Genomic DNA, 13079 nt, shown 5'->3' on the forward strand with positions numbered 1-13079 from the left:
GCGGTCAGCGGTCAGCGGTCAGCGGTCAGCGGTCAGCGGTCAGCGGTCAGCGGTCAGCGGTCAGCGGTCAGCGGTCAGCGGTCATTTTTAATGTTGCAATTAAACTAGTCAACATTTTTGAAAGCGCTACGGTTTCATCAAGCCACTTTCGACCAACGGACTTATCTATATAACAAATATCTATTCCAATATAAATTTGCGTTCTTGCTTCAGCTATTGATGAGCGAGCGATATCTAAAAACCTCACTTTTTCTTTATTGCTGTCTCTTGTCATTCCCTCGGCTATATTACTAGGAACAGACAAGCCAGAGCGCGTTAATTGATCTCTAAATCCGTAATCTTTTATAGTGCTAGTCGCTTTATAAATATCAGCACTTAAGCGAGCAGATCGTTTCCATACTTCCAAGTTTTCAAAGTTCATGGGCTAAATCCTAGCTATTTACTGTTAGCTTAGAAGTATTTCAAGAAATAGAAACCCTAAACGCAATTAAAGCCTAAAACTGACAGCTAACAGCTAAAAGCTAATAACTAACAGCTTATAACTCCCCACTTTCCTTACGATTTTATCTGCACTAAATCAAAGTCAGCCATGCCTGGGACAATCGCTTGCAAGCGTGATTCGGTCACATCGAGTGCGTTTAAACATTCACAGTATTCAGAGGCTTTAAGCTCAAGTTGCTGAGCCTTTTTTTGCAGAGATTTATCTATTTCTTTAGAGATAATATCCATACGTTGGCCCATGTCATTAATGCGGTCTTCAATATTACCTTCGCGTGATTTAAACGCATCACCAAGCGACATTAAAATAGCCCCTAACGAGCCATGTACGGCAGAGTGTATTTGCTGGCTAATTTCTTTAGTGAAAAAATCATCTATTTGCGAGAGCGACTGTGGCGCGATAAAAAAGAAGTCATCACCACGCTTAAATTTGTCCATAAGCGCACGTTCTACGTACTGGAGCTGGGTTTTTAGCACCTCTGGCTCTTTGTCAGACATCCCCTCGACTACATGTTCAATGGCGCTTAAACCTAAGTTAACACCATCGGTAGCCAAATTAACAAGCTCCGGCACCGTATGGCGAATACCATGGCTAAACTGCTCAAGCACTTTGCTTTCTTCAGTGCTTAAATCAACCCAGTAACCTCGAATAAAAAGCTGATTGTTATTATTAATTTGTACGCGTGTTTGGCCTTTATCAAGAATACGTATAACGTCGTCAGTAATTATTAAGCCATGACTAAGCTCAACATCACACTGTGACTGAGCTAAAACTGTAGAGCTTGAAAGTGCTAAACACAACGCCAATATCGAACGAGATAACAACGCCATATACACCTCAACAAGCTAAAAAAGGAAGGCAAGTAGGTTAACAAAAAACCAACTTTATGCAAGAAAATTTAGCGAAGCATATAATGGGATTAATAGGTTAAATATTTTTAATAAAAAGCCGGTGAAGCATTCACATCACCGGCAATTAAATACCTATTCTTGCTATGCCCAATTCAATACGCAATAGCTATAATCATTAGCACAAAGCCATCCACATATGTAAAACTAAAAAGTGTTAAGATGTTGTTCTATTTAGCAAGTTTATTTAAGTATCGAGTAAAGTCATCACCAAGCTTACTATCACGCATGCCGTATTCAACAATCGCTTTTAAGTAACCTAGCTTATCGCCACAGTCGTGAGAACGACCACTCATATGAAATGCTTCAACGGTTTCTTGAGTCATTAGCGCATCAATAGAGTCTGTTAACTGTATTTCACCACCAGCGCCCACAGGCGTTTTAGCAAGAAGCGGCCAAATGCTTTTACTCAATACGTAACGCCCTACTACAGCAAGGTTTGAAGGTGCCTTATCGGCATCTGGTTTTTCAACCATTGTTTTAATTGCCGCACTGTTACCTGGTGTTAGCTGTACGCCGTTAATATCAGCAATACCGTATTTACTTACATCATCTTGTGCTACTGGCTCTAGCATAATTTGACTTGCTTTAGTCTCGTTAAAGCGTTTGATCATCGCGGCTAGGTTTTCAGTTTTTTGATCGGCCGTGTAAGCATCAAGTATTACATCAGGGAGTAATACTATAAAGTCGTCATCACCTACAATTGGCTTTGCACATAAAATAGCGTGCCCTAGGCCTTTAGCTTCACCTTGGCGTACACTCATTACCGTTACATCACCAGGGCAAATAGAGCGTACTTCTTCAAGTAAAGCACGCTTAACACGCTTTTCTAAAGTAGCTTCAAGCTCGTAGCTGGTGTCAAAGTGGTTTTCTATAGCGTTTTTAGAGCTATGCGTTACAAGTACAATGTCTTTAATACCAGCAGCTACACACTCACTCACTATGTATTGAATCAATGGTTTATCTACAATTGGTAGCATTTCTTTAGGAATTGCTTTAGTCATAGGTAACATGCGAGTGCCAAGGCCGGCAACAGGAATCACAGCTTTCATGGGTAGTCCTTTATTTGTAAATTAATTATTTTTAAGTTAACAGGTTAAATGTAGATGGGGGCTGAATGAATGGGAAGCTGATAGCTATCAAAGTGTAAATTAAACTATTTTTAAGTAAACACTGCTTCCAAAAAGCAGTGCTTACTTCGCTATAAAGCTTATTTATAAAAGTCTTTATACCATTTAATTAGCTCGCTAACGCCTTGCTTAACACCTACTTGGGCCTTATAGCCAGTCGCATTAAACAAATCTTGCGTGTCGGCATAGGTTTTATAAACATCGCCTGCCTGCATTTCTCGGAAGTTTTTATTTGCCTCAGTACCAAGCTCGGCCTCAATTGCTTCAATAAACTTCATTAGGTTTATTGGGCTACCGTGGCCAATATTATAAACAGCATAAGGAGCAGAGCTCGTAGCTGGCGAACCGCTCTCTACACGCCACTCAGGGTTTGCTTTAGGTATAACATCGGCAGCACGTACAACACCTTCTACAATATCGTCAATGTAAGTAAAATCACGCCACATATCACCATTGTTGTTTATATCAATAGTATCGCCGGCGAGTATTTTTTTAGTAAAAATATACGGTGCCATGTCTGGGCGCCCCCACGGGCCATAAACCGTAAAAAAGCGCAGTCCAGTGGTTGGCAAGCTATATAAATGCGAATAGCTGTGAGCCATTAGTTCATTTGCTTTTTTAGTCGCCGCATAAAACGATACAGGGTGATCAACACTATCGGTAGTTTCAAATGGCGTTTTTTCGTTTAGGCCATAAACAGAGCTAGATGATGCATAAATAAGGTGCTTAACATTGTTATGTCTACATCCTTCAAGCACATTTAAATGCCCTACTAAATTAGAGTCGGCATAGGCATCTGGGTTTTCTATTGAGTAACGCACACCCGCTTGCGCAGCTAAGTGTATTACTTTATCAAACTGCTGTGCAGCAAATAATTCGCTCATTGCTGCGCGTTCGCTTATATCAAGCTTAATAAACGTAAAGTTATCGTGGCTTTTAAACTGCGCTAAACGTGCCAACTTTAAATTTACATCGTAATAATCGTTTAGGTTATCTATACCAACAACCACATGGCCAGCAGCCAGTAATTTTTGGCACGTTGCAGCACCAATAAAGCCCGCTGCACCTGTAACTAAATACTTCATAAAATTCCTAATTTAAGAAAAAAAACCGCATCAACATACATTTCAGCGGCTTTTAAAGTAATCTCTAATAACTAATAACTAATAACTAATAACTAATAACTAATAACTAACAGCTAACAGCTAACAGCTATTATCTAATCAATCACTACCAAATAAATCACGTGTATACACTTTATCTGCAATGTCGCTAAGCTCCTCAACCATACGGTTAGAAACGACCACATCAGATATCTGCTTAAACTCGTTTAAGTCTTTAATAACACGCGAGTGGTAAAACTCGTTTTCTTCAAGCACAGGTTCAAATACAACAACCTCAATCCCTTTTGCTTTAATACGCTTCATAATGCCTTGAATAGCAGACGCTCTAAAGTTATCAGACCCCGTTTTCATTACTAAACGGTACACACCTACAACTTTAGGGCTACGCTTAATAATTGAGTCGGCAATAAAGTCTTTACGTGTTGTATTGGCATCTACAATAGCACCAATAATATTGTTTGGTACATCTTGGTAATTAGCACGTAGCTGCTTGGTATCTTTTGGTAAACAGTAGCCACCGTAACCAAACGACGGGTTGTTATAATGGTTACCAATACGTGGGTCTAGACCTACACCTTGTATAATTTGCTTAGAGTTTAAGCCATGTGCTTCTGCGTAGCTATCTAGCTCATTAAAATAAGCAACACGCATTGCAAGGTAAGTGTTAGAAAATAACTTAATCGCTTCAGCTTCTGTTGAGTCAGTAAATAGCACTTCAACATCTTGCTTAATTGCACCTTGCTTAAGTAAGTTAGCAAAAACAGTTGCTCGCTCGCTTTGCTCACCTACAACAATACGTGACGGGTGTAAGTTATCATACAGCGCTTTGCCTTCACGTAAAAACTCAGGAGAGAATATTAAGTTTTCAGCATTAAGTTGCTGCTTAATATCAGCCGTAAAGCCTACCGGGATAGTCGACTTAATCACCATAACCGCATTAGGGTTATGCGCCATTGTGTCTTTAATTACGGCTTCAACAGAGCTAGTATTAAAGTAGTTGTTTTCAACATCGTAGTCAGTAGGTGTAGCTATAATTACGTAATCAGCGTCTTTATAAGCGGCTACCTTGTCAGTAGTAGCTGTAAAATTTAAGTCATCACGCGTTAAAAACTCACTAATTTCTGTATCAACAATTGGTGATTTTTTACTGTTTAATAGCGCTATCTTCTTCTCGTCGATATCAAGCGCAACCACTTCATTATGTTGCGACAAAAGCATAGCGTTCGAAAGGCCTACATAACCTGTACCTACCACTGCAATTTTCATATTAATCCTTTAAAATTAAAAGTTTAAAATTAAGCATTTTTTAATAAGTAGTGAAAGTTCTACTCATAATAGCTTACAAGCTGCTCAATAAAACTAGCGACTTGTGATTTAGGTAGTTCATTAATGCCCGCGGCAGCAGCTCGGCCCCCACCTGTAGCAAACTTACTACATATATCTACAGCACCTTGTTTGTTGTTAAGCGGCGCTCTCACACTTACTAAATAGCTGCCTTTGCTATTAAACGTAAATACTGCATGAGCCTTATTCGGAGACTGATTAGCAAGATCGTTACCTAAAACGCCACTTACCCGGCGAGCCCAAGCCGCATCTTCTAATAAAATTACTTTGGCAGTATCACAATCATGAAGGACTTGTGCATTAGCTGCTTTTTCCATATCGGCTTTATAAGCTCGCTCAAGAGTATAATAAACCGAGCTTTTATCGTTTATTGCATCAAACGGCGATTTATACTGTAAAAGAAGCTCAAACAAACTTTCTGGGGCGAAGTGTAAATCAGCCACTTCACTTCCGTAGCCGTTATAATTTATGTAAGTACCAAACGCTTTTAACTGTGACTTTTGTAAATCGTTTAAATTTAACTTGTCAGCCTCGCTATCTGCTTTAGCAAATAAATTATCACCGTAAGCGGCTGTAATAGCCCATAAGTGAAACTGCTTATCTAGTAAATCACTAACGATTAAGCTGGTACACATATTCGCATCAAGATCGATATGCGCATATAAATTAGCATGATTAGGTATATCGCCAGCTTTATGGTGATCTACGTACATAACACGAGCTCCAGCACTTAAAGCATCGTGAAGCGCAGGCATATTTTTTTCCATTGAAATATCCAACACTCGAATGCAATCACCCTCTTTTGGTGTGATTTTTTGCATTAGTTGAATATCGCGTTTTACCCCTGTTACCTTAATTGTATCGGTAGGGTTAGCTAATTGAAGCTGAAGTAAAGCGATAATACCATCGGCATCACCGTTAAAAATGTCATATTTCATAATACTCTCAAGTACCAAAATAGAAAAGTATACCAATATAATTAAAGGCAGTTCTTAGGAAAAGCATCTTTATACTATCGGCAAAACAACAAATAATTGCTTTCGCAAGTAAAGCCAAACCAATTGATAAACTTAATACTCAACAGCTGTTAGCTGCTAGTATCTACAATTTTATTTTTTATCAAATAATCTACAATTTGCTCTGCACATTGTTCAATGGTTTGGTCAGCTGTTTTAACATGTATATCGGGGTTTTCGGGCACATCAAATGCTGAACTAATCCCTGTAAAATTTGGTATTTCACCTGCGCGCGCTTTCTTATATAAGCCCTTTGGATCGCGGCTTTCGCAAACAGCTAGCGGTGTATCAATAAACACTTCTACAAATTCACCTTCATTTACTATACTTCGAGCTTGAGCGCGGTCAGCTTTAAATGGCGAAATAAACGCGGTAGATACAATAAGGCCCGCATCTACAAATAATTTAGCAACTTCACTTATGCGGCGAATATTCTCAACACGGTCTTCATCACTAAATGTAAGCCCCTTATTTAAGCCCATGCGTACATTATCGCCATCAAGCAAATAAGTATGGCAGCCTAATGAAAATAGCTTTGCTTCAACAGCATTTGCCACTGTAGATTTTCCTGAACCACTTAAGCCAGTATACCAAAGCAATACAGGCTTATGACCTTTGTGCTGTTGCTTCTGTTTTCTTGACACTGTTTGAGCGTGCCATACTATATTTTCATCTTGGCTCATTGGAATACCCTTGTTCTAAACTATCTAATATATTACTACTAAAAAGTGTTTGCGTGTAGAAGTAAAAAGACTATTGAAAAGCCATGCATATATTTTAACCTTTGCAGCACTCATTTAACTTAACTCAAAACGATTTGACCACCGAGAGCACAGAGGCGCTGCGCGCTACACTGAGAAGGCATTAATAACGCCAGTAAGCTGTACGTATACAAGTAACTATTACTTCTCTTACTCTTCTCTATGTTCTCTATGTTCTCTATGTTCTCTGTGGTGATAAAATCACTTTTTATCGTTTATTTAAAAACAAATCTACCACCGAGGACACCGAGGCGCTGCGCGCTACACTGAGAAGATATTAATAACGCCAGCAAGCTGTGGTCTACAAGTAACTATTACTTCTCCTTCTCTTCTCTGTGTTCTCTGTGTTCTCTGTGGTGATAATAATCTCTTAATCACTTTATGCGTTTAGCCCAAAACAATTTGACCACCGAGGCGCTGCGCGCTACACAGAGAAGATATTAATAACGCCAGCAAGCTGTGCGTCTACAAGGAATAGTTACTTCTCCTTCTCTTCTCTGTGTTCTCTGTGGTGATAATAATCTCTTAATCACTTTATGCATTTAGCCCAAAACAATTTGTTCACCGAAAGCACAGAGGCGCTGCGCGTTACAATGAGAAGATATTAATAACGCCAGCAAGCTGTGCGTCTACAAGTAATAATTACTTCTCCTTCTCATCTCTGTGTTCTCTGTGGTAATAAAATCACTTTTTATCGTTTATTTAAAAACAAATCTACCACCGAGGACACCGAGGCGCTGCGCGCTACACTGAGAAGATATTAATAACGCCAGCAAGCTGTGGTCTACAAGTAACTATTACTTCTCCTTCTTTTCTCTGTGTTCTCTGTGGTGATAAAATCACCTTCGTTGTTTATTTAGAAACAAATCTACCACCGAGGACACCGAGGCGCTGCGCGCTACACTGAGAAGGCATTAATAACGCCAGCAAGCTGCGCGTCTACAAGTAACTATTACTTCTCCTTCTTTTCTCTATGTTCTCTGTGGTGATAACAATCTCTTAATCACTTTATGCATTTAGCCCAAAACAATTTGATCACCGAGGCGCTGCGCGCTACACAGAGAAGATATTAATAACGCCAGCAAGCTGTGCGTCTACAAGTAATAATTACTTCTCCTTCTCTTCTTTGTGTTCTCTGTGGTGATAACAATCTCTTAATCACTTTATGCATTTAGCCCAAAACAATTTGATCACCGAGGCGCTACACTAAAAAGCAACCGTAATTAATAATGCCAGTAAGTTACTCGCGTAAAATGCCGCTAATTTACACTAAAAGGAAAAAACACAGGCACAAACACCAACACAACCAGCGCATACACTATGCTAATAGGTAAGCCTATTTTTACAAAGTCATTTAACCTGTAATTACCTGCATTAAATACCATCAAGTTAGTTTGATAACCATACGGGCTAATAAAACTTCCGCTTGCAGCAAACGCTACCGCCATTACAAAAGGCAATACATCTACACCAAACCCTAAAGCCACGGTATAGCCTATAGGAAACATCAACGCCGCAGCAGCGTTATTAGTTACAAACTCGGTCATTAGCCAAGTTACTACATAAACTAATACAAATGCAGTGTACACATACCTAGGGTCATCAAATTGACCTATAAATCCACCTAACGATTCAACCACGCCAGAGTTAACCAGCGCACTCGACAGTAAAAGTGCAGATGAAACCACTAGCCATATATCAATCGGGAATCGTCTTACTAACTCATTAGTAGTTAAACTACGAGTAAATAAAAGGCCCCCGAGCAATAATACTAGCCCCTCTAATAAATCTAGCACTCCAGCAGCCGCTAATGCTATTGTGGTTACAAAGCCCCCAATGGAAAGCCAAGCTCGCCAGCCATTAATTCTACTTTCAGGCTCTACACCAGATAAGGTTAAAAAATTTTTATTTATATTTGTTCGAGATTTATAATCATCACCCACGGCTAACACTAAAAAGTCACCAGAGCGAATTACTACATCACCTAACTTACCCGAAACCTGTTCACCATCTCGTCTTATTGCCACTACAGCAGCATCAAACAATGCCCTAAACCCCGTAGTTTTAAGCGTGCGTCCTACAATTATACTTTCAGACCGAACAACTACCTCAGTAAGGTTGCTATTTAAAGTACCATTTTTTTCTGCAAAAATTTCTAAACCTGAAAACTGCCCTAGCTGCAATAATTTAGTTATGTCACCGCAAAAAATAAGTCTGTCCGCAGGCTGAATTACTTCCGTCGGTGAAACAGGGCTAATAAGCCTGCCTGATCGCACTATTTCAACTAAAAATAATGATTCCAAATGCCTAAGCCCATTAACCTCAACAGAGCGCCCAACTAACTCAGAGCCTGTAGAAACTTTAGCATCAATAAAATACCCCTCTGAAGTAGCATTATTTTGCTCAATACTTGGTAACATTCGGGTGCATAAAAACATAGCTAAACCACAGCAAAGTACCAAAATAGCACCCACAGCAGTAAATGAAAAAAACGATAACGACTTACCCGACGCCTCAATATACATTGAGTTAACGATTAAATTAGTAGAAGTACCTATTAGCGTAAGCGTTCCACCTAAAATAGAGGCATACGATAAAGGTAATAGTAGTTTACTGGCAAAATGGTGGGGGTTATTCCTAATAGGCGAAAGTAACGTAGCCACAACCGCAGTATTATTTAATATAGAAGAAAAAAAAGTGGTAATACCAAACAACCTAAACCAAGTCGAAAAGTAGCTATCAACAATAGTTTTTGAGGCAATAACTCTTAGCAAGCGAGTTTTCTCAAGTGCTAAGGAGCATAAAACAAGCAAAATTAATGTTACAAGGCCAGGGTTTGCAATACTTGTTAAAAACTGATCTTTAGTCACTAAATCGCAAGTGATTAAAGCAATAAGTGTTGCACCAAAAACAGCAACAGGGCGCGTTTGTAAAACAATTAAACCTAAAATTGTAAAGGCAAAAATACAAAGCGTTAGATATGCATCTAATGGCATGGTTAAAGTAGCCATCCTTAGTTAAAAAATTAAAATGCGGGCTCTCAAAGAGCCCGCTATATCTGAGTAATCTAACGGATTACTTTTGCATCCCAATGCGGAAAGTGCTTACGAACTAACGCATTAAACTCAACTTCAAACGCAGAGTGCTCGCTTTTAGGCTTGTTGCCTTTTCCATCTAATGGCTTACGTATCATACCCGCACCAACCGTAACGTTAGTTAATCGGTCAATCACAATAAACGCACCAGTATGTTTATTTACATCATACGCATCAAATTGCACGGGCGCTGTTAATGCAAATTGGCAATTACCAATTTCGTTTAAATTTAATTGTGATGCCTCTTGTTGCTCTAGAGTGTTTACATCAACTTTATAGTTAATAACCTCAGCGTATCCATACACCGATTTACTCCCTACTTTAATTTCGTACTCACGGTCTACATGTAAGGCTTCTTCGGTCATCCATACTACGTCTGCTTCAAAGTTATCAGCTGAGTGTGGCTTTTGATGCGGACGTACCAGCATATCACCACGGCTTACATCTATTTCATCTTCAAGCGTTAGTGTAATAGCCATACCTGCAGATGCTTTTTCAAGGTCGCCATCAAAAGTAACAATTGATTTAACCTTACTCTCTTTACCTGAAGGTAGTGAAGCAACCGTATCGCCAACTCTAATATCACCCGCAGCCACAGTTCCGCTAAAGCCTCTAAAGTCTAAGTTAGGACGATTAACATATTGAACTTGCAATCTAAACTCATCATTTTTTGCGTGTTTAACTTGCACAGTATTAAGTAGCTTCATTAACGTTGAACCAGGGTACCAGCTCATAGCTTCGCTTTCGTTTACCACATTATCGCCACGTAGCGCCGAAATTGGCACAAAACGTACATCATCAAACGAAAGATCCTGTGCAAACTCGCGGTAATCTTTTTTGATGTTTTGATAAACCGACTGCTCGTAACCTACCGCATCCATTTTATTAATAGCGACAACTACGTTTTTAATACCTAATAAAGAGCAAATATAGCTATGGCGACGTGTTTGCACCTGCACACCGTGGCGCGCATCAATTAAAATAATAGCTAAATCACACGTAGAAGCACCCGTTGCCATATTACGCGTGTACTGCTCATGCCCAGGCGTGTCGGCAATAATAAATTTACGCTGATCTGTTGCAAAATAACGGTACGCAACATCAATCGTAATACCTTGCTCGCGCTCAGATTGCAGGCCATCCACTAAAAGAGATAAGTCAAAATCGTTATCAGTGGTATTAAAGCGTTTTGAATCTTTTTCAATGGCAGCCATCTGATCTTCAAAAATCATTTTGCTATCATAAAGCAAGCGGCCAATTAATGTAGATTTACCATCATCCACGCTACCACAAGTTAAAATACGTAGCATGTCTTTGTTTTCGTGTACTTTTAAGTAAGCTTCAATATCTGTAGCAAGTAAGTTTGGTTGTGTTTGTTCGGTCATTTTAAGTCCTTTATAAGCTGTAAGTGACGAGCTGCGAGCTGCTGGCGTCGAGCTACGTGCTTAAATTTGTTTATGTTGCGAGCTACGAGCTACGAGCTACGAGCTACGAGCTACGAGCAACTTTTAATTGTTCTAATCAGACTACCTAGCATTTTCCCAATTAATTCACATTCACTAATAATCGATAAGCTATTTTCTTTTGAAATATAAGCTAGTTCAGTTGCAATCATTAACTGCGTTTTTAATTCGCCTAAAGAGCCCTTTGCTATAACTAAAAAGCGAGCTTTTTCTCTATCGGACTCTCTTTCAAAGCCTTCTGCAATATTGCTAGGAACAGAAACGCCGGCTCTACACATTTGATCTTTTAAGCCAAAGTCTTTTAGCTGCTCAAATGTTTTATAAATTTTTATACTTAGGCGAAAACTACGCTGCCAAACCTCTAAATTTTCGTATCTCATAAGCATCCTTGTTTATTACTTTTGGCTACTTACTGAGAGCTAATAGTTGCATATTTATGCTCGCAGCTCATAGCTAGAGGCCCTAAGCGCTTTAGAAGTAACCTTCCATTTTTTTCTTTTCCATAGAACCCGCAGAGTCATTATCAATTACTCGCCCTTGACGCTCAGAAGTAGTACAAAGCAGCATCTCTTGAATTATTTCAGGAAGGGTTTGTGCTACAGACTCAACAGCACCCGTTAGCGGGTAGCAACCAAGCGTTCTAAAACGAACCATTTTATTTTGTACTTGTTCGCCCTCTTCAAGCTCCATACGCTCATCATCAACCATAATAAGCGTGCCATCGCGCTCAACTACAGGGCGCTCTTTAGCAAAGTATAATGATGGAATTTCAATACCTTCAAGGTAAATGTACTGCCAAATGTCTAGCTCGGTCCAGTTACTAAGCGGGAACACACGAATGCTCTCACCTTTATCTACTTTACTGTTATAAACATTCCACAGCTCTGGGCGTTGGTTTTTAGGATCCCAGCGGTGATTTTTATCACGGAAAGAATAAACACGTTCTTTAGCACGCGATTTTTCTTCATCGCGGCGAGCACCACCAAATGCAGCATCAAAGTTATTCATATCAAGCGCCTGCTTAAGGCCCTGAGTTTTCATAACATCGGTATGCTTAGCACTGCCGTGTACAAATGGGCTCATGCCCATTGCTATACCTTCTGGGTTTTTATGAACAATTAGATCAAAGTCATACTTTTCGGCCATTTGATCTCTAAACTGGATCATTTCTTTAAATTTCCAGTTAGTATCAACATGCATAAGCGGAAAAGGAATTTTACCGGGGTAAAATGCTTTACGTGCTAAATGTAATAAAACCGACGAATCTTTACCTACAGAGTAAAGCATTACTGGATTATCAAACTCAGCTGCAACCTCCCGCATAATATGAATCGACTCGGCTTCGAGTGCCTTTAGATGAGTTAGCTTTTCTTCATTCATGATGTTTTTTCATATCCTAATTTATCAAAATCCATTCGCGTCAATTTTAATGACCGACTTAAAAATTTTATGCACCGGTAGACTATGTTTAATTACTAGGGCATGCAATGTGTGTATTTTTTCAAAGGCGCCTAGCGGTCAATTAGGCATCGGCCAATTTTGGCGTAGACGAAGAGCTTGCTCAGGTTAAAAGGCCAGCTGCTCACGGCTTCAAAATGAAATAAACACCAGCAAGTTGCCCTTTACAAGTAATAATTATCTCAATTTCTCTTCCCCGTGGGGATAACCTCTTCATCACTTTGTGTATTTAGGCTAAAAATTTTTACCACCGAGGATACAGAGGCGCTGCGCGCTACACT

General features: G+C 39.5%; 11 protein-coding genes. All 11 read right to left on the minus strand.

Going from position 1 to position 13079, the window contains the following annotated elements; genetic code table 11:
- Positions 1 to 67: 67 nt before the first annotated feature.
- The 11 genes from MSC25_RS18130 to cysD all read right to left on the minus strand — a co-directional run bounded on the left by MSC25_RS18130 (position 68) and on the right by cysD (position 12720).
- Positions 68 to 421 carry a four helix bundle protein gene (locus MSC25_RS18130; protein ID WP_024032429.1) on the minus strand — a complete coding sequence of 118 codons (354 nt, stop codon included), beginning with the start codon at positions 419 to 421 and terminating at the stop codon, positions 68 to 70.
- Between the two features lie 134 nt (positions 422 to 555).
- Entirely contained in the window at positions 556 to 1329 is a 774-nt protein-coding gene (locus MSC25_RS18135) for a YggN family protein (protein ID WP_096739072.1), read from the minus strand.
- Positions 1330 to 1577: 248 nt separating this feature from the next.
- Positions 1578 to 2459 carry a UTP--glucose-1-phosphate uridylyltransferase GalU gene (gene galU / locus MSC25_RS18140; RefSeq protein WP_248444173.1) on the minus strand — a complete coding sequence of 294 codons (882 nt, stop codon included), beginning with the start codon at positions 2457 to 2459 and terminating at the stop codon, positions 1578 to 1580.
- A gap of 158 nt (positions 2460 to 2617) precedes the next feature.
- Positions 2618 to 3622 (minus strand): NAD-dependent epimerase, encoded by a 1005-nt coding sequence (locus MSC25_RS18145; RefSeq protein ID WP_248444174.1) that lies wholly within the window; start codon positions 3620 to 3622, stop codon positions 2618 to 2620.
- Between the two features lie 138 nt (positions 3623 to 3760).
- Positions 3761 to 4927 carry a nucleotide sugar dehydrogenase gene (locus MSC25_RS18150; protein WP_248444177.1) on the minus strand — a complete coding sequence of 389 codons (1167 nt, stop codon included), beginning with the start codon at positions 4925 to 4927 and terminating at the stop codon, positions 3761 to 3763.
- Between the two features lie 59 nt (positions 4928 to 4986).
- Complete coding sequence (locus MSC25_RS18155) at positions 4987 to 5943, minus strand: DHHA1 domain-containing protein (RefSeq protein ID WP_096739068.1); 957 nt, start codon at positions 5941 to 5943, stop codon at positions 4987 to 4989.
- A 149-nt stretch (positions 5944 to 6092) separates the two neighbouring features.
- On the minus strand, positions 6093 to 6704 hold the full coding sequence (cysC, locus tag MSC25_RS18160) for an adenylyl-sulfate kinase (protein ID WP_096739067.1): 612 nt from the start codon (positions 6702 to 6704) through the stop codon (positions 6093 to 6095).
- A gap of 1337 nt (positions 6705 to 8041) precedes the next feature.
- On the minus strand, positions 8042 to 9778 hold the full coding sequence (locus MSC25_RS18165) for an SLC13 family permease (RefSeq protein ID WP_248444178.1): 1737 nt from the start codon (positions 9776 to 9778) through the stop codon (positions 8042 to 8044).
- Between the two features lie 71 nt (positions 9779 to 9849).
- The gene (gene cysN, locus MSC25_RS18170) at positions 9850 to 11262 is read right to left on the minus strand and encodes a sulfate adenylyltransferase subunit CysN (protein WP_064386127.1); all 1413 of its coding nucleotides are present in this window, start codon (positions 11260 to 11262) and stop codon (positions 9850 to 9852) included.
- Between the two features lie 110 nt (positions 11263 to 11372).
- The gene (locus MSC25_RS18175; RefSeq protein ID WP_096739064.1) at positions 11373 to 11720 is read right to left on the minus strand and encodes a four helix bundle protein; all 348 of its coding nucleotides are present in this window, start codon (positions 11718 to 11720) and stop codon (positions 11373 to 11375) included.
- Positions 11721 to 11811: 91 nt separating this feature from the next.
- A complete protein-coding gene (gene cysD / locus MSC25_RS18180; RefSeq protein WP_029773230.1) occupies positions 11812 to 12720 on the minus strand; it encodes a sulfate adenylyltransferase subunit CysD in 909 nt (302 codons plus the stop codon).
- Positions 12721 to 13079 lie beyond the last annotated feature (359 nt).

Source organism: Pseudoalteromonas sp. 1CM17D (assembly GCF_023161805.1).
Taxonomy (GTDB): domain Bacteria; phylum Pseudomonadota; class Gammaproteobacteria; order Enterobacterales; family Alteromonadaceae; genus Pseudoalteromonas; species Pseudoalteromonas atlantica.